The 17,793-nt window shown below is 58.6% G+C and carries 19 protein-coding genes and 2 tRNA genes; 14 read left to right on the top strand and 7 right to left on the bottom strand.

The features are described 5' to 3' along the window. Positions 1-11 precede the first annotated feature (11 nt). The 6 genes from K6117_RS04880 to trxC all read left to right on the top strand — a co-directional run bounded on the left by K6117_RS04880 (position 12) and on the right by trxC (position 3,434). Positions 12-593, top strand: coding sequence for a TlpA family protein disulfide reductase (locus K6117_RS04880; RefSeq protein WP_246604808.1), 582 nt, complete (start codon positions 12-14; stop codon positions 591-593). A 31-nt stretch (positions 594-624) separates the two neighbouring features. Beyond that, positions 625-972 carry a DUF3147 family protein gene (locus tag K6117_RS04885; RefSeq protein ID WP_221792572.1) on the top strand — a complete coding sequence of 116 codons (348 nt, stop codon included), beginning with the start codon at positions 625-627 and terminating at the stop codon, positions 970-972. A 265-nt stretch (positions 973-1,237) separates the two neighbouring features. After that, positions 1,238-2,542: an FAD-dependent oxidoreductase gene (locus tag K6117_RS04890; RefSeq protein ID WP_221792573.1), complete on the top strand. Its 1,305-nt coding sequence runs from the start codon at positions 1,238-1,240 to the stop codon at positions 2,540-2,542. Positions 2,543-2,613: 71 nt separating this feature from the next. Continuing rightward, a tRNA-Pro gene (locus K6117_RS04895) sits at positions 2,614-2,690 on the top strand. Between the two features lie 130 nt (positions 2,691-2,820). Further along, positions 2,821-2,895: transfer RNA gene (locus K6117_RS04900), tRNA-Glu, on the top strand. Positions 2,896-2,990: 95 nt separating this feature from the next. Next, positions 2,991-3,434 carry a thioredoxin TrxC gene (gene trxC / locus K6117_RS04905; protein WP_221792574.1) on the top strand — a complete coding sequence of 148 codons (444 nt, stop codon included), beginning with the start codon at positions 2,991-2,993 and terminating at the stop codon, positions 3,432-3,434. A gap of 3 nt (positions 3,435-3,437) precedes the next feature. Here trxC and K6117_RS04910 read toward each other — a convergent pair whose 3' ends face one another. After that, a complete protein-coding gene (locus K6117_RS04910) occupies positions 3,438-5,768 on the bottom strand; it encodes a S8 family peptidase (RefSeq protein WP_221792575.1) in 2,331 nt (776 codons plus the stop codon). 168 nt (positions 5,769-5,936) lie between these two features. On the opposite strand from K6117_RS04910, the gene K6117_RS04915 reads away from it, so the two are divergent. From K6117_RS04915 to K6117_RS04925, 3 genes are read left to right on the top strand one after another with little or no spacing between them, the layout of a single operon-like run. Further along, positions 5,937-6,362: a group III truncated hemoglobin gene (locus tag K6117_RS04915; protein WP_221792902.1), complete on the top strand. Its 426-nt coding sequence runs from the start codon at positions 5,937-5,939 to the stop codon at positions 6,360-6,362. Next, positions 6,359-6,640: a TehB family protein gene (locus K6117_RS04920; RefSeq protein WP_425514680.1), complete on the top strand. Its 282-nt coding sequence runs from the start codon at positions 6,359-6,361 to the stop codon at positions 6,638-6,640. Before K6117_RS04915 ends, K6117_RS04920 begins: the two co-directional genes overlap by 4 nt. After that, positions 6,633-7,097: a hypothetical protein gene (locus K6117_RS04925; RefSeq protein ID WP_221792576.1), complete on the top strand. Its 465-nt coding sequence runs from the start codon at positions 6,633-6,635 to the stop codon at positions 7,095-7,097. Before K6117_RS04920 ends, K6117_RS04925 begins: the two co-directional genes overlap by 8 nt. Positions 7,098-7,100: 3 nt before the next feature. Here the strand turns inward: K6117_RS04925 and K6117_RS04930 are convergent, their stop codons facing one another. Together K6117_RS04930 and K6117_RS04935 are read right to left on the bottom strand one after the other, a co-directional pair. Further along, positions 7,101-7,553 carry a YaiI/YqxD family protein gene (locus K6117_RS04930; RefSeq protein WP_221792577.1) on the bottom strand — a complete coding sequence of 151 codons (453 nt, stop codon included), beginning with the start codon at positions 7,551-7,553 and terminating at the stop codon, positions 7,101-7,103. A gap of 6 nt (positions 7,554-7,559) precedes the next feature. Then, on the bottom strand, positions 7,560-9,539 hold the full coding sequence (locus tag K6117_RS04935; RefSeq protein WP_221792578.1) for a DEAD/DEAH box helicase: 1,980 nt from the start codon (positions 9,537-9,539) through the stop codon (positions 7,560-7,562). A 341-nt stretch (positions 9,540-9,880) separates the two neighbouring features. Here K6117_RS04935 and K6117_RS04940 point away from each other — a divergent pair, with 341 nt between their 5' ends. The 4 genes from K6117_RS04940 to K6117_RS04955 all read left to right on the top strand — a co-directional run bounded on the left by K6117_RS04940 (position 9,881) and on the right by K6117_RS04955 (position 13,264). After that, positions 9,881-10,510 (top strand): PilZ domain-containing protein, encoded by a 630-nt coding sequence (locus K6117_RS04940; protein WP_221792579.1) that lies wholly within the window; start codon positions 9,881-9,883, stop codon positions 10,508-10,510. A 160-nt stretch (positions 10,511-10,670) separates the two neighbouring features. Beyond that, positions 10,671-11,075 carry a hypothetical protein gene (locus K6117_RS04945; protein WP_221792580.1) on the top strand — a complete coding sequence of 135 codons (405 nt, stop codon included), beginning with the start codon at positions 10,671-10,673 and terminating at the stop codon, positions 11,073-11,075. A gap of 150 nt (positions 11,076-11,225) precedes the next feature. After that, the gene (locus tag K6117_RS04950) at positions 11,226-12,287 is read left to right on the top strand and encodes an AI-2E family transporter (RefSeq protein WP_221792581.1); all 1,062 of its coding nucleotides are present in this window, start codon (positions 11,226-11,228) and stop codon (positions 12,285-12,287) included. A 236-nt stretch (positions 12,288-12,523) separates the two neighbouring features. Then, positions 12,524-13,264, top strand: a complete 741-nt coding sequence (locus K6117_RS04955; protein WP_221792582.1) for a hypothetical protein — start codon at positions 12,524-12,526, stop codon at positions 13,262-13,264. A 10-nt stretch (positions 13,265-13,274) separates the two neighbouring features. Here K6117_RS04955 and K6117_RS04960 read toward each other — a convergent pair whose 3' ends face one another. The 4 genes from K6117_RS04960 to K6117_RS04975 are packed head-to-tail and all read right to left on the bottom strand — an operon-like array spanning position 13,275 to position 16,053. Then, positions 13,275-13,766: a hypothetical protein gene (locus K6117_RS04960; protein WP_221792583.1), complete on the bottom strand. Its 492-nt coding sequence runs from the start codon at positions 13,764-13,766 to the stop codon at positions 13,275-13,277. 3 nt (positions 13,767-13,769) lie between these two features. Next, positions 13,770-14,624: an FAD:protein FMN transferase gene (locus K6117_RS04965; RefSeq protein WP_221792584.1), complete on the bottom strand. Its 855-nt coding sequence runs from the start codon at positions 14,622-14,624 to the stop codon at positions 13,770-13,772. Then, on the bottom strand, positions 14,596-15,147 hold the full coding sequence (locus tag K6117_RS04970) for an FMN-binding protein (RefSeq protein WP_221792585.1): 552 nt from the start codon (positions 15,145-15,147) through the stop codon (positions 14,596-14,598). The genes K6117_RS04965 and K6117_RS04970 overlap by 29 nt, the downstream gene beginning before the upstream one ends. Before the next feature lie 12 nt (positions 15,148-15,159). Further along, positions 15,160-16,053 (bottom strand): DUF6662 family protein, encoded by an 894-nt coding sequence (locus K6117_RS04975; RefSeq protein ID WP_221792586.1) that lies wholly within the window; start codon positions 16,051-16,053, stop codon positions 15,160-15,162. A gap of 591 nt (positions 16,054-16,644) precedes the next feature. Between K6117_RS04975 and K6117_RS04980 the strand changes: the two genes are divergently transcribed. Continuing rightward, positions 16,645-17,748 (top strand): LLM class flavin-dependent oxidoreductase, encoded by a 1,104-nt coding sequence (locus K6117_RS04980; RefSeq protein ID WP_246604809.1) that lies wholly within the window; start codon positions 16,645-16,647, stop codon positions 17,746-17,748. The last annotated feature ends 45 nt before the right edge of the window (positions 17,749-17,793 follow it).

Here is a 17,793-nt window from a genome sequence, read left to right on the forward strand (position 1 = left end):
AGTTACCCTCGTTGCGGCCGCTAATCTTTCTTCTCCCGCTACTGTCGCTGGTCTGTGCCTGCGATAGGCAAAGCGAAGCTCCATCGCAAGCCAAAGCCGCCGAAAACTCGGCGCAAGCCATTGCCGAGCCCGCCCCCCAAGCCCCTGCTGGCGCAGGTCTGATCAACGACTTCAAGGGAACCCTCGCCCCCGACACGCCATTTGAAGGCCCGGATGGCAGGCCAGTCCGGCTCGCGGAATTCGCGGGCAGGCCGGTGCTCGTCAATCTCTGGGCGACATGGTGCGCGCCCTGCGTGGTCGAAATGCCGACGCTGGATGCCCTTGCCGCCGCGCGTGGCGACAAATTGCGCGTAGTCGCAATCAGCATGGACATTGAGGGCCGCCGCGCCGTCGATCCGTTTCTCGCGAAAGCGGGGCTGAAAAATATCCTCCCCTATCTCGATAAAAAGAACGATCTGATGCTGACGCTCAAGGCCGACACATTGCCGGTCACGATCCTCTATGATTCGCAAGGCCGCGAGGTCTGGCGCATGATCGGGGAAATGGACTGGAACAGCGACAAGGCCGCCGCCCTGATCGATCAAGCGAGCTGAACGCGAAGCCCCCCACAAGGAACACGCCAACATGTATTTTCTCGTCAAAACCGCGCTATCGGCCCTGTTGATCGCGCTCATTTCCGAAGTGGCGAAGCGCAACCCCGGCTTCGGCGCACTGATCGCGTCTTTGCCGTTGATTTCGGTCATCGGCATGCTCTGGCTGTGGCATGATACGAGCGATACAGCACGCCTCGCCAGCCATGCCGAAGCGACCTTCTGGTATGTCCTACCGTCCCTGCCGATGTTCCTGATCGTGCCTTGGCTGTTGCGCCGCGATGTGCAATTCCACCTCGCGCTGGCGCTGGGCTGCGTCATCACCATCGGCCTTTATCTGCTGATGATCTGGGTGGCCCCGCGCTTCGGCCTCAAACTCTAGGTCGTCGACTCAAATATTGCCCCCCTCGTCATTCCCGCGAAGGCGGGAATCCATAAACACCATCGGATCGATAGAGGCGCATCACCGCGTCAGTCCGCCCTGTCTGGCTCCCTGCCCTACGCGGGGATGACGGCATGCCCTCTGAAGAATGTCCGCACCCGATCCACCGCTCATCATTTAAGGCTTGCGCGCCGCCCCTGCTGGGCTAGCCTGTCTGGGAATAAAGGCGGCATCAAATCCGCCGCACCAGACGGAGATGATGTTGATGCACCATATTGCGATCATTGGTTCCGGCCCGGCAGGCTTTTACACCGCAGAAGCCTGCCAGAAGATTTTCGGCGACAAGGTGCAGATCGACTTTATCGACCGCTTGCCCAGCCCGTTCGGCCTGATCCGCAGCGGCGTCGCCCCCGACCATCAATCGATCAAGGCCGTCACCCGGCGATATGAAGCCGTCGCCACCTCGGAAAATGTGCGTTTCTACGGCAATGTCTCAGTCGGCGAGACATTATCGATTGAGGAGTTGCTCGATCTCTATGATGCGGTGGTGCTGGCGACCGGCGCGCCGAATGATCGCAAATTGGGCATTCCGGGCGATGATCTGCCGGGCGTGGTCGGTTCAGCGGGCATGGTCGGCTGGTATAATGGCCATCCCGATCATGCCGCCCTCAATCCGCCCTTGAAAGGCACCGGCGCAGTGATCGTCGGCAATGGCAATGTCGCGCTCGATGTCGCCCGCATCCTCTCCAAAACGCGCACAGAATTCGCCGGGTCGGACATCGTCACCCATGCGATTGACGCGCTCGATCACTCCAACATCAGCCACGTCACCATCCTTGGCCGTCGCGGCCCGCACCAAATCGCGATGACGCCAAAGGAGCTGGCCGAACTCGGCTATCTCAGCCGCGCCGCGCCCAAGGTCGATCCAGCCGACCTTCCGCCTGCCAGCGAAGATGCCTTGCTCGAACCCGGCATGCGTAAATCGGTCGAACTGATTCGCCAATACGCGGCCAATCCCCCATCCGATACCAAGCCGATCACGATTGAATTCGATTTTTTCGCCAAGCCGGTTGCGCTGGAAGGCGATGGCAAGGTTGAACGGATGATCGTGGAACGCACAAGGCTCGATCATCAGATGCAGGCGGTCGGCACGGGCGAAACCTATGCGATCCCGTGCGAATTGGTCGTCAGTTGTATCGGCTATCGCACCCCGCATATTCCGGGCGTGCCTTATGATGAACATTCGGGCCGTTTCGCCAATGTGGATGGCCGCATCCTTCCCGGCCTGTATTGCGTCGGCTGGGCGCGACGCGGCCCCAGCGGCACCATCGGCACCAACAAGCCGGACGGCGCGTTCATCGCCGACCAGATCGCTGCCGACCACCCCATCGCCGCAGGCAAGGCGGGCCGCGCGGGGCTGGATGCCCTGCTCAAAGCGCGTCATCACGATGTCGTGACCTTCGAAGATTGGCAGACGATCGATGTCGCCGAGGTCGCCCGCGCCCGCGATGAGTCCCCGCGCGAAAAATTTGTGCATGTAAATGACATGATCGCCGCCAAGGGAGCTTGATCCCTGCGCAATCTCTGCCTATAGGCTCCCCCACTGCTTCTCCAGTGCGTGTCAAAACGCGTTGGTTCGGTCGGGGAATAGCTCAGCCTGGTAGAGCACTGTCTTCGGGAGGCAGGGGCCGGAGGTTCGAATCCTCTTTCCCCGACCAATTTCTTAAAGCGCTGATAATCGGCGCTTTCGCAGAAGATGGCATCGGCATCCCGAATCAGTGCATGTAGTTGTTACACTCACTGTTGCCGCTCCATCTGCACCGACACCCGGTTTTGCCAACCTCATCCGGCCCCTTCGTCTAGCGGTCAGGACGCGGCCCTCTCACGGCTGAAGCACGGGTTCGATTCCCGTAGGGGTCACCACATATACCCGCATATCATGCCGCAAGCTCATCAATATTGGCGCGAATCAGCTTAAGGTTTATCATCACCGCCAGATCGGGATGAGGACAGATAAGATGACGCAAAATCTGATTATTGCCTGCCCACAATGCGCGACCCTGAATCGTGCGCCGTCCGACCGTTTAGGCGCAGGCGGCAAATGCGGGCGTTGCGGATCGGCCTTGTTCACCGGCCATGCCGTGACGCTGACCAGCGCCAATTTTCATGCCCATGCACAAAGCAGCGATCTTCCCTTGCTGGTCGATTGCTGGGCAAGCTGGTGCGGTCCCTGCCGTCAAATGGCCCCTGCGTTCGAAGCGGCGGCCCGCGACCTCGAACCGGCACTCCGGCTCGGCAAGCTCGACACCGAGGCCGAACAGGCCTTGGCCAGCCGTTTCGCCATCAGGAGCATTCCCACCTTGATATTGCTCCACAAGGGCAAGGAACTGGCGCGGCAATCCGGCGCCGTTCCCCATGCCCAGATCGTCCAATGGGCGCGCCAGCATCTGCCACGCGCTTAAGTTCTAAAAATGCAGCCCATAGCGCACGGCCATGCCCATATCATGGGGCTGGGCGGCAATATGGCCCGGTTGCCGCCCCCAGAACAGGTTCGTATCGATCCATCCCCCCATAAGGCGGACGCCATAATTGGCCTCCAGATCGATTTCCCGCCCGCTTGGGGTCAAGCCGAATTGACGCGACGCCAAGGTCGCCGTCCGTGACGCATAATCATAACTGACCGGCACCGCGAGACGCAGGCCACCGCGCTCCACCCGCAATGGCTGGCTCATCCGCAGGCCCAGCCGATCGCCGCGCATCATCAGGTTCTTGCCCATCACATCCACCGCAAAACTGCGCGACAGGATCACCCCGCCCGTGGCCAGACCGCCGCTCAATTGCGCCTGTGTCCAGCCTTGGCGCATCTGCCCTGCCACGGTCCAATGCGGGCTGAAATCCAGTCGCGCCTGTCCATCAATCAAATATGTCCGCGCACCGCCCACACCAAAGGCCGGGCCGAATATCCCGCCCAGCATCGTCGCCTGTTCGTCCATCAGCCCTGCGCCGACGCCCCATTGCCAATGTCCGCCCCGATGCGTCGCCGAGGCCCCGACCATGCGATAGGGATATTTGTCCACCCGTTCCGGCGACCAGCCCAGCGCATCGCCGGATTCTGCCGTCACCGTGAATGCATAGCCGCCGCGCTCATGACGAATGGCAAAGGCCTGGCCTGCGCGATGATCGAAACCGGGGGTGGATAACGGACTGTTCGCCAACAGGAACCGCGCCTCTTCCCCGCCATCGAATTGGCGGGCGAGATCGCTGCCGATCTGGGAAAAACCGAATGCCAATTGGGTCCGGGACGAAATCCGCCCCATCACCGTCGCCGCCATCGCCCGCGCAGGCGTGACGCCCGCCCCAAAGCCATAGCCCTCCGGTGACAATCGCGGCTGCTCCGCCGAGCTGTGCAAATAATGCTGCCCATCGCCCTCGCGTTGCCCAAAGGACAGCCGGAGCGATGCCCCGCCCGCATTGGCCGCAAAGGATCGCCCCTGCCCCATCAGGCTGCCAACCAATCGGCGCGACTGTGGCGCGCGGCCAAGGGTGCGCGCTAAATCCCCCTGATAGGCCCGGCCATAGCCATCGAGAAATACCGTGCCCGATAATGCCTGACCCTGTAACGCGCTATCGCCCATCGGCGCGCTCAACATGCCATTACTGGTCAACGACACCGCAACCCCATCCGGGCTTGCTGCACCAAGTGCCAGCGATGTCCTGCCCTGCGGCTGAAACGCGCGGGTCAGCGATAATTTGCCCCGGCCATAAATCGCATCCACACCCACCGCGCCAAGATCAATAGCGCTGGTATAGAGCAAGTCCACGATCTGCGCGCCCGTCAGATTGGGAAAAGCCTGCGCCAGCAACGCAATCGCGCCCGAGATATGAGGGGCGGAAAAGGACGTGCCGGACGCAATCACATCCACGCCATTTTCATCAATGGTCGCCACATTTGAACCCAGCGCCGCCAAATAATTATTCTGGCCAATGCCCGCCTTGTTGCTGAAGGACGAAAGCGTCGTCCCATCCAGATCATGCGACCCCGCAATAATCACCAATCCGCGCGCCACCGCATCATTGGCGATCAAGGCGAATGCATCGGGATCGACACCCCCTTCATTGCCCGCCGAAATGACGACTATCTTGCCATTCGCCGTGGCATTATCGATGGCGTTGCGAAACACGCTACCGGCTGCGCCGCCGCCCAGCGAAATATTGATCACCCGCGCATTATTCGCCACCGATACATTGACCCCCTGGGCGATCGCCGTGTCAAAAAATTCGCAGCCTGTGCTCGTGCCGCAGGTGCCGGGCGCATCCGCGCGCAACACCAACAGGGTCGAATTAAAGGCCACGCCCATGATACCCACATCATTGCGCGCCGCGCCGATGATTGCCGCCACAGCGGTGCCATGTTCATCAATATCCTGAATGTCTGAGACGCTCCGGCTCCCCGTCACATCCCGCGAAGCGGTGGAGATGCGACCCGAAAATTCCGGGCTGGCGGTATTGATCCCCGTGTCGATGATGCCGACGGTCACATTCTGGCCGCTCGCGCCTTGATTATAGGCCGACAATGCATCCATCCGCACCGACCCGCGCGAACGCTGATATTCGGACGTATTATAATTGGTCGCCACCGGCGGTGCGGGCGGCGTAGGCGTAGAGTTCGTCCCACCGCCACCGCCACCGCCACATGCCGACAGGCTGGTCAACAAGATGGCAGGCCAGATCGCAGACAAAACAATCCGCGCCCCTTGCACCCGCTCAACCGGAATAAATGCATGTCCCATAGCCATTTGGCGCAACCCTTTGCTCATCGACCGATGATAACGCAACCATTCAAGGATCGCCATCCGCTAGATCGAATATATGCCGTGACGTTGCTTGAAATACGCTTAATTTATTCATGCGATTTGGGGTATAACGACTGATACGTTTTAGGAAAATGCAGGAACAAGCCCATGATGGACAAGGTCCAGATCGATGAAGCAGGGCTAAAGCACCTGATCGAGACATTTTATGCCCGGGTGCGTCAGGATGACATGATCGGGCCGCTGTTCAACGATGCGGTGCATGACTGGCCCGACCATCTGGAACGACTCACGGCCTTTTGGTCCTCGATCATGCTTGGTAGCGGACGTTACAAGGGTCAGCCGGTCCCGGCACATATGCAGCATAAAGACCGGATCGCCCCCGAGATGTTCGACCGCTGGCTGCGCTTGTGGCAAATGACGACGGATGAATTAATGGCACCCGAAGCCGCCGCTCAGTTGCAGGCCAAGGCTGCCCGCATTGCTGAGAGCCTCGGCCTCGCGCTGTTTTTCAAGCCCGCCACATTTGCGCACACCCGCCGCGCCACCAACGCCCCACAACCGGAAAAGGCCGAATGATGGCCGCGCCCTCCCCCTATAAAATTACCCCTATTTTCGATCAGGACAGCCTTCCCATGGCGATCCGCAACGAACACCGCACCAAAGAGGGCGTATGGGGCCTGCTGCGCGTGCTGGAGGGCGAGGTGCGGCTGATTTTCAATGACGATCCCCACCCGGTGCATGTCACCCCCACCAGTCCCGGCGTCATTGCCCCTGCCCGCACCCATCATGTCGAAGTCAATGGTCCGATGAAGATGCAGGTCGAATTTTATCACGGACACCCGGTGAATGGATGACTTCACCCTCACCCGTGTCGTGCATGTCGTGGCAGTGCTGTTCTGGATCGGCGGCGTCGGGTTGGTCACCTTGGTCCTGATGCCCGCCCTCCGTGCGGCGGAAAAGCCGGATGATCGCCTTGCCGCCTTCCACCGCATTGAAGGGCGTTTCGCGCCGCAAGCCAAGATCTGGGTCGTGCTGGCAGGCGCGAGCGGGTTCTGGATGACCTATCGCGCCGATCTATGGAGCCGTTTTGCCGACCTCCATTATTGGTGGATGCATGCGATGCTGGACGTGTGGCTGATATTCTTCGTGATGCTGTTCGTGCTGGAACCGCTGTTCCTGCATCGCCGTATGCTCAATTCCCAGACCCCCGCCGCCGATTTCCAACGGATGGAGTGGGCGCATCGCCTTTTATTGGCTGTAAGCGTGATCGCCGTCATCGGCGCGGTCGGCGGCAGCCACGGCCTGTTTTAAAAATCAGCGACCCCGCTTCAACTGCACCAAGGCCTGATCCAGCGCCGATAAAAAGCGCGACCGATCGGTCTTACTGAACGGCGGCGGCCCGCCGATCGCATCGCCACCGGCACGCAAATCCGCCATGATCGCACGGGTGGCGATCGCCGCGCCAATCGAGGCCATGGTGAACGGCTTGCCATTGGGCGCGATCACCGCCGCCCCCAATTTCAGGCAACGATCCGCCAATAATATATCCGCCGTCACGACCACCGCACCGGCGCCTGCGCGCTCCACGATCCAGTCATCGGCGGCATCGAAGCTGTCGCTGACAATCGAACGGGAAATCAACGGATGTGCCGGGATGCGGATTAAGCTGTTGCTGACGACCACCACCGATACCTCATGGCGATAGGCGACCTTATAGATCTCCTCCTTCACCGGGCAGGCATCGGCATCAACGAGGATCGTCAGCATAAGGATTTAGCGCGGACGCTTTCCACCCGCCGGACGGGTCGGCTTGCCGCCAGCACCGCCGGGTCCACCGGCACCCGAACGACCTGCGCCGCCGTGATAGGCAGGCTTGCCGCCGGCAGCACCCTTAAAGCCGCCCGGTTTCCCGCCAGCACCCTTAAAGCCACCACCCGGCTTGCCGCCAGCACCCTTATAGCCCGGCTTGTCGCCCGCGCCCTGATAGGCCGGTCGGCCACCAGCACCTTGACCGCCATCGGCATGATCCGACCGGCGCGGTGCCGTGCCGAGCGTCGCGCGCGGCGGTGGCGATTTCTTGGCAAAGGTCCGTGGTTCGCGACGTTCGCCGCCACCATCTTCACGACGGTTGCGACGCGCTTCTTCGCGCGGCTTGCCGTCCGTCGCTTCGATCTTCACGCTGCCTTCGTCATCCGTGTCATTGGCCGTGCGCTTCACCGCTTCGGCGAAACGCCCCGCAACGCCGCGCGGCACTTCGAACATGGTTTCATTGGCGGTAATGCGGATCGCGCCGATTTCCGTGCGCGTGATATGACCACGACGGCACAACAGCGGCAATACCCAACGCGGATCGGCATTGTGATTGCGACCGATGTCCATGCGGAACCAGATCGTATCTTCAAAACCGGCACGTGGCCCATCAAGGCGCGCAGGCGGACCCGAGCTGACGTCGATCAGCTCTTCCGGGGCGGGCATGCGGGCGCGATGCGCGCGCACCAATGCCGCCGCGATTTCTTCCGGCGTCTTTTCGGCGATCAGCCGCTGCGCCAATGCGCGATCTTCATCATCAATCTCGACCGGCTGCAACAGGGCTTCGATCAAGCGTTCACGATCACCGATGCGAATATCTTCCGGCGTCGGCGGGTTGATCCAATCGGCCGCAATCCGCGCGCCACGCAGCATCATTTCGACGCGACGACGACGCGGATAAGGGACGAGCAATACCGCCACGCCCTTCTTGCCCGCGCGGCCCGTCCGGCCCGAACGGTGCTGCAAGGTTTCCGCATCACGCGGCAGTTCGACATGGATCACCAGAGACAGGCTCGGCAAATCGATGCCGCGCGCCGCAACGTCGGTCGCCACGCACACCCGCGCCCGGCGATCACGCAATGCCTGCAACGCCTGATTGCGCTCATTCTGGCTATGCTCGCCCGACAGGGCCACCGCCGCGAAACCACGTTCGATCAGGCTGGCATGGAGATGCCGCACATTATCGCGGGTCGCGCAAAACAGCATCGCCGTCGGCGCTTCATGCAGGCGCAACAGATTGACCACCGCATTTTCAATATCGGCAGGCGCGACCGTGACGGCCTGATAGCTGATATCGCCATGGCCGCGATCTTCGGTCACGGTGGAGATGCGCAACGCATCCTGCTGATAGCGCTTGGCGAGCGCCACAATCGGCTTCGGCATGGTCGCCGAGAACAACAAGGTACGACGGCCCTCAGGGGTCGCATCCAGCAATTCTTCAAGGTCTTCGCGAAAGCCCATGTCGAGCATTTCATCGGCTTCGTCGAGCACAACCGCCTTCAACGCAGACAGGTTCAACGCGCCGCGTTCGAGATGGTCGCGCAAACGGCCCGGCGTGCCGACGACGATCTGCGCGCCCTGGCTCAAGGCCCGGCGTTCTTTCGAGGCATCCATGCCGCCGACACAGGTCGCGATACGCGCGCCGGTCGGGCCATAAAGCCAGATGAATTCGCGGCTGACCTGCAAGGCCAGTTCACGAGTCGGCGCAATGATCAGCGCGAGCGGCGCAGCGGCGACCGGCGCATAGCCATTTTCGTCCAACAGCTCGGTCGCCATCGCAAGGCCGAAAGCAACCGTTTTACCGGACCCGGTCTGCGCGGACACCACAAGGTCGCGACCGCGTGCTTCCGGTTCCAGCACAGCGTCTTGAACGGGCGTAAGAGCTTCATAGCCGCGCGCGACCAGCGCATCGGACAATAGCTTGGGAATAGCGTCAAACGCCATATCAGGAGATCTTTTCAAACAAGAGGAGTTCCATCTGCATCAGCCGAGCCTCGTGCAGTTTCACACCGGCGCCGCTTATTATCGGCCGTCCGGTACAGGTTTATGCTGCTTCGCACAATGGAATAAGCGTCGCACATTCCATTCGCGCCGTTTCAAGCGCCGTCGATAAGCCTGAAAAGCAGCGCTGCATCAAGCAATATTCCATCTTTACCATCAATATGGCGCAAGACTTAAACATTCATTTAGCCATTTCTGCGATCAGGGCATTCTAAATATGTAGGCGTAAGTATCTTGAAAAATTTCATAGAATATTGGCGCCGAGTACCGAGTGAGGCCAATTCATGCGTTCCCCGTCCGTCAGCGAATTTGCGACCGAGCATCAGGGCAATGATCGCATCACGACGATTTTTCGCCCCGTCGCCATCAACGTCGGCACATTTCAGGGCCTGTGCCTGGTGCGCAATATCTCGCCCGAAGGGATGATGGGCCATGTCCATACCGATATAGAGGTCGGCGCGTCGATTACGGTCCAGATGCTCGGCGATCTGGATTTGGAAGGGCGTATCATCTGGGCCAATGACGGGCGGATCGGCGTGCAGTTCAACCGCCGGATTGATGTTATGGATGTACTGCGGAAAATGTCGCGGCGCGTGCTTGATGGCAATATCCAGCGCGCGCCCCGCATCACGATCCCGTGCAAGGCCGATCTCTATATGGGGCAGCAATTGCTCCACATTTCCGTGCTGGATGTCTCGCAAGGCGGCGCAAAGATCATCACGGACGGCCTGCGCATTGATCAGGAGGTGACGATCATGATCGAAGGTCTGGATTCGCGTCGCGCCAAAGTGTGCTGGACCAAGACCAATCAGGTCGGCCTCACCTTTTTCAGGGAGCTGACCTTCGCCGAACTGACGCAATGGGCCATCTCCATGCATCATCGTAAACATAGCGCACAGCAAAGCAGCCACTGACCATCCACACGCCACGCAGATCAACCTTTCACGTAAAGATGCGGGGGCGTTTTCGATCCCTTAACTTATATTCGTCATATATTACAGCCAGATGCTGACGCGCCATGGCCGGAATGCCCATGGGCTGTCGGCAGCATCAACCAATGGTCAATCAAGATACATGAGGGTTTCAATGCTGGAACATGAACAGGATAGCGAACAGCGCGATGCGCGTCAGACGCGGCTGATCGTGCTGCAAATGTCACGCGGCGGTCGACCGTTACAGGAAATTGTCGCGCGTAACCTGTCAAACCGGGGGATCGGTGCTCTTTCAAAGACTGTCCCGCCGATTGAGGGCGACCAAGTCACAGTCCATTTCCCACAAGGACAGCGCGTGACCGGCGTTGTCCGTTGGGTTTTCCGGCAGAATTTTGGCATATTGCTCGATCAGGACATCGACCCGACCTTGATTCAGCCCAAGGCGCGCCACATTCAGATTATCGACGATTCCCCCGGCAAATGGCATGTCTGCGATCGCTACAAACCGGAAACCGCCTTCAAGCGCCCCGGCCTGCGTATTGTCTAAATTACCTATATTCACCCGCATCAGGTCGTCAGAAATGGCGACCTGAAAATATATAGTCGCTTGGCGGCCCGGCATGGATTAGGATCAAACATCAGTTAAGCCTGCCCAATAGAGTATGCGTAGAAAATCCAGTCCATATGGGAACGCATCTTGGCCAGCGAGCATACACCTCTACCCCGTTATTACGCCATGATCGCGCTGACGGCGGCGCTGATCTTGGGCTTGGTCCTGTGTTCGCTGATCGCCCTGCCCTTTTTGTCCTCCATCGTCTGGTCGATCACTTTGGCGGTATTGTTTTACCCGCTTGAACGGCGAATCGTCGAACTGGTCAAGTTGCCGGGATTGGCCACCAGCATCACCGTGGCGATCGTCGCCTGTATCGTCGTAGTGCCCATCGCCTTGATTTCCAGCACCCTCATCAATCAGGTGGTCGAAAGCGGCAATTTGCTCAGTAGCGCGATGACGCCGGCCACATGGACCCGACTTGCACAGCATAGCCCCGCACTCGCCCCCATCATCCGTTGGCTGACCGAACATTTCGACCTCAATCAACTGATACAGGCGATCACCTCGCCGCTGGGGACATGGAGCGCCGGCCTGTTGCAAGGTTCGATCTCAAGCATTCTCAGTCTGCTCGTCACTTTTTACTTCCTGTTCTACCTGCTGCGCGATCACGACCGGGCATTGGTCGCGGTCGAACGGATCAGCACGCTCGCCCCCGGCGAGTTTCGCATGCTGGTTGACCGGATCAACAGCACGGTCTTCGCCTCGGTTTATGGCACGATCGTGGTCGCCGCCCTGCAGGGATTTCTGGGCGGGCTGATGTTCTGGTGGCTCGACCTGCCATCGCCCTTATTCTGGGGCGTGGTCATGGGCTTGCTCGCTGTCATCCCGTTTCTTGGCGCCTTTGTCATCTGGGCGCCCGCCGCTTTTGTGCTCGCCATGCAGGGGCAAATTCTATCGGCCACATTGCTGACCCTGTGGGGAATGATCGTTGTCGGGCTGGTTGACAATGTTCTGTATCCCGTGCTCGTCGGACGGAAATTGGCGCTCCATTCGATGCCGAGCTTTATCGCGATTATCGGCGGGCTATTGCTGTTTGGCCCTTATGGCGTCGTGTTGGGACCGATCATCGTCGCTGGTACCCAGACCCTGCTCGAAATCTGGCGCGACCGGATCGATCTCCAGAACAATCAAGCCCATAGACTCTGATCAATCCAGCCATCAAAGCTGTTTGGCGATGCCCGCCAGATAGAGTATATTAAATTTTTATTATACAATTTCGGGAGGCCATGATGAAAGCCCAGCCTTATATTAGACAGTCGCCCGTATCGGCATATGTCTTGGCGTTTGCGGCCCTTGTATCCACAACGGTTGGAACGGCATCGGCAGCCACCCAATGGGGCACATATCGGTGGCAAAATAGACCCATAAACTTGGTTGTCCGCATGAATGTAAGCGGCGCATGGGCTGGCTATGTCAGCCCGGCGACAACAATATGGAACGCTGCCGCTTATGTCGAATTAAGCGCGACACCAGAAACGGGGAGCGTCAACCGGTCGACCTGCAAAGGCCCGAATAATGCAGTCGAAGTCTGCAACGCGAAATATGGCAACAATGGCTGGCTCGGCATCGCCCAGATCTGGACGTCAGGCAGCTATATCGTCAAAGGCACGGTCAAGCTGAACGACAGCTATTTCAATCTGACCGCCTATAATACGCCCGCATGGAAGCAACTGGTGTCCTGTCAGGAGATCGGCCACACGATCGGCCTTGGCCATGACGACACCAATTTCAACAACGCGAATTTTGGTACCTGCATGGATTATACCAACGCACCGGGTGGTGGCGGGACCTATGGGGCGGCGAACACAGCCCCCAATACCAATGATTATGCGCTGCTCGACTGCATCTACATCTCTACCACGACCTGTGGCACGCCGTCGCAATTTGTGAACAGCCCCATAGCGGCCGCCACCGTGGTCGATACCGGCCCGCAACATATGCCGACCAATTTCGGCATTCGGACCTTAAACGACCAAGGCACGGCGGATGTCGATCCCGGCAATTCCCCCGCCGAATGGGGCAAGGCAGTCGCCTTTACCAAGGATGGCCGAGGCCGCATCTATGAACGTATGATCGGCAAGGGGCAGAAGATCATCACCGAAGTCTTCTGGACGCCCCGATAAATTGTAACGCCTATACCGCCTGACGGCCCGATTGGCCGTTTGGCGGTCGGCGGGTGGATCGCCGCCGCGCCTTTTGCCCGTTGATATAATGCCAGACAAACGCCAGCGGCAATAAAAGCCCCAGCGCCCAATGGCCAAGGCTGGCCCATGCCCGCCAATCTTCATCCCCCAGATAATAAAGCAAATATCCGCTCGCGATCAGCACCGCCAGAATTACGCTGAGCAAGACCCCGGCGACACGCTGATGCCGGTGTGTCCAGCCATGCGGAATATGCGCCACGAACATCCCGCCAATGCCCAGCAAGGCCGGGATCAGCATGAACCCATGCACCGTCAGCATATCAGGCTCCAACGGGTTCATCTGCGGCCCGAACTCGCCCTCGGTCTGGCCATAATAATGCAGCAACAACCATGCGCTGCCACTCAGCCACAGACCGCTGCCGCTCAGGGTCAATAGCCATATCTGCCAAGAGGCCAATCGGGCGGTGCGGCGGTGAGGCATCGGTTACATCATTCCTTCATCGGGATCGGCCAATAGCTGCGCCCCATAAGCATTTAACAGCGGCACCGCCAGCGCAGGCGATGCCATCGCGATTTTCGTCATCGCATCGGCAATGATGCAACGATCTGCGATCACGCTGGTGCGCTGACTGGAGGCCACCGCCTCACGACCCTCCCCGATATGCGGCGTCCGCATGCGTCCGCGCGACCGGCGGCGATCCTGGAGATTGGCGGAACTGGCCAAGGCGCATGACGGCAAATCTATCGTCCAGCGAATCTGATCGTCCGCATCGCGCAGGGCAATCGGCCAGACCCGTTCGCCAAATATCCGCAAATCGCCACCCGCATTGACCAGCCCCTCATCCACCTGATGCGCGATGAGGACTTCAACCGCCCGGTCCACTGCATAACCCTTGGCAATCCCCCCAAGATCGATCAGCATCGGGCGATGACAGCAGACATTTTGATCGTCGATGATCTCGATATCCACGGCACAACCGGTATATCGCCCCAGATGCAGGGCCGATACGCGCGGCAGAAAACCATCCCGCACCAACTCCCGGCCAATGGTGACATCGAACAGGCCATCGCTACGGTCATATAATTCCCGCGCCACGCGCAACACCGCCACGGTGTTCCGATCCACCGCGACCGGGACACCAGCAGGCGCATCGCGCAACCGGGCAAGATCGCTATCCGGCGCATGAAAGGACATGCACTGTTGGACATGCGCGATCGTCGCAAATGCCGGTTCAATCGCATTCGCGTGACGATCGGGGACGCTGATCTCGACAAATGTCCCCAGATATGGCCTGCAACGAGTAATCAACTCAGCTTTGCCGACCAAGCGCCAGCGCATGCAACACCAGCAACCGCTTCACGCCATCGGTGATGTTCCGGCAAGACAAGGTCGCGCCCGAAATGTTCGGCACATCCTTGTTGAGCTTGAACTGGTCCTGCACGGACTTGCCCCGAAACACATTACGCCATTTCGGGTCGCGCACCTGCCCGCCCTTGGACTCTCGATAGCTCATGATTTCGACGCCCAGCACATGGCCATCAGGCGATATGGCGGTGGCATAGGTAATGAATTCATGCTTGCCGATCACTTCATCGACAATGATCCAGCCAATCGTCGCCTTGCCGTTCATCGCTCGCCAGATTTTCGGCTGTGCATTATGCTGCGGCACGCCTGACATTTTTTTGATCTGCGCCAGTTGCGCCGGGCTAAGCGTCACCGTGAAAGGTACGAAATTTTGAGCCTGCGGGATCAGCACCCGCTGGGCATCGGCCACCGAAAGATATTCGGTGGCCGAAACTGGCGCAGATACCGTGGCAAGCACCGGCAATGCGATCACATGCGACCATTTCATCTGGGCCATTGCCGCACTCCTTTAGAAGTTCATGCCAATTTTGAGGCGATATTCATTCTTCGTCTTTTCGACCAGATGCAAATGCCCGGTCTGGCCGGGATAGGTTTCCCCACCACCCTTGATCTGCGGAAACCAGGTCAAGGTCGCCCAGAATTTCTCGCCGCCATAATGAATGGTCGGACCGGCGAACCATGACCAGCGCTCTTGGCCCACTTCGGTTTCATATTCCGATGCATATTGCGTTTCCGCGCCGACAAACCAATTAGGCGCTACGCGATAGCTCAGCCCTGTGCCTGCGCTCAGTTCGATTTCCATTTCGGGATCGGTCGGCCAATCAAAGCCTTCCGGCAGATTGGCAATGGCCTTGCGCGTTTCGTGGCCCGCCTTCAGCCCGAGATTTCCGACCCAGATCAACTGGCCCTGCATCAGATATTTCTGCCCCGCCAGCGTGACGCGGGCTTCATATTCGGTCTTTTTCTGGCCGCTATGCGGGTCAAGCCGCTTGACCTCTGCCGAAGTAATGATCGCAAGCCCGAAATCATCGAGCGCAGGGCTCAATACATTGAACTTGGCTTTCATCTCCAGCCCCGAAAAACGCGGCCCCTTGTCGATCGGCTTCGGCAGATAGCCGTCAATCAACAAGCCATTGCTATCAATGCTGAGGAAGCTGGCGGCGGCGGACAAGGTGATCCGATCCGTCACGCCATATTCACCTTCAATCTCGGTATCGACGGCGCGATATGTGCCCTGCCCCTTATCGGAACGAAGCGTGTTGAAAACGTAAATCTCGCCCGATCCCTTGGGCAAGGTTTCCGCACCCGTATTGTAACCAAACAGATTTTCATCCGCCAAAGCCACGCCCGGCACAGCCAGCGCCGCAGCAGAGAGCAAGGAAAGCAAGAAACGATTCGTCATAGATAACCCCTTTCGCGGCCCTGATGGCGTTATTGCGAATGAGTTTCAATAGGTTTATTTTTGCGTTTCACTTGCAATATTGATCTACATCAATGCTCGGCCTGACAAAGGCCCAACGCCCAACCCATCATCGGATACCGCCATGCATTGCCGCAGCAGTTAACGGCGATGAACTTGATCGAAATTCAACCTCAGAATTATTACTTTACTAATCGAAATATATATAAAGTAATAAATTAAAATATAATTCATATGTAAAAGTAATATTTATACAAATTCACCAAATATATTCAATATGTCTTATTTAAAACACCTGACTTACCCTAATTAAGCAGGTGTCTTAAATTTTAAGCGCGCCTACATTCATATAATAGGCATCAACACCAATCATTTTTGCCCATATACGGTTGACATCTCTATTTAGACTCCATATCAACGCCACTGTTGACCTATCAACATTCACGTTGAACATGCGTCTGAGTCGGCAAGATGGATCAAAACGACATACCCATCAGATGGCGCGCGGCGGCGGCAGCCCCGGACGCGCCTGAGCAACGAAAATAAAAAAGCCAAATTGAAAAATGGAAGGGAATGACTGAAATGCAGTGTGGGATTTTCATGACCCCGTATAATCCGCCTAACCGGACCGCCCGTCAGGTCTTTGACTGGGCAGTGGACATTGCGCGGATCGCGGATGAGGCCGGTTTCGCCGATTTCATGATTGGCGAACATTATACGCTCGCATGGGAAAACATCCCGTCGCCCGATGTCATCATCGCGGCGGCTGCCCAGTCGACCAAGACGATCCGTTTCGCCCCGATGGCGCATTTGCTGCCATTCCACGATCCAGCAACCCTCGCGATCCGCATCGGCTGGCTTAGCCAGATCTTGGAAGGCCGCTATTTCCTTGGCGTGGCGCCAGGCGGCCATCACACCGACGCGATTTTGCACGGCTATGATAGCATCATGGAACTCGGCAAGGTCCAGTTGGAAGCGCTTGATCTGATGGAGCGCGTCTGGAAGCGCGAACCGTTCATGCACAAGGGCGAAACCTTCCGCGCCGGTTTTCCGGGGCCGGACAATATGCCCGGCTATGACGTCGAAATCGCCAATAACAACCCTTGGGGTGGGCGCGATGCGATGGAAATCGCCGTCACCGGCCTGTCCAAGAACTCACCCTCGATGAAATTCGCGGGCGAGCGCAATTACAGCCCGATCTCGTTTTTCGGCGGCGTCGAACAGATGAAGGCGCATTGGGACACTTGGGCTGCCGCCGCCACCGGCGCAGGCTATGTCGCGGATCGCAACCGCTTCCGCATCTGCCGCGACGTGTTCATCGCCGATACCGATGCCGAGGCCAAGCGTCTGGCCTTGAAGAGCGGCCTTGCCCGAACATGGCGCGAATATCTCGTGCCGATCTACAAGAAGTTCGGCCTGTTCGAGGGCATCATCGCGGATTCCGGCCTGAATTTGCAGCCGGACGACATCAACGAAGATTTCCTCGTCAACCATGTATGGCTGTGCGGTTCGTCGGAAACGGTCACGGAAAAGCTTGAAAAGCTCGCCGATCAGACCGGCGGCTGGGGCCAGATCGCCGTCAACCAGCATGACAGCATCGACGATCCCAAGCCTTGGGCAGAATCCCTGCAACGTCTGGCGAAAGACGTCGCGCCCAAGATCAAAATGCCCGTCTGACACACGCAATATGGGGGCATCACCCGCTTTGGACTGATGCCCCCA

Source organism: Alteraquisediminimonas sediminicola, assembly GCF_019740335.1.
GTDB lineage: Bacteria > Pseudomonadota > Alphaproteobacteria > Sphingomonadales > Sphingomonadaceae > Alteraquisediminimonas > Alteraquisediminimonas sediminicola.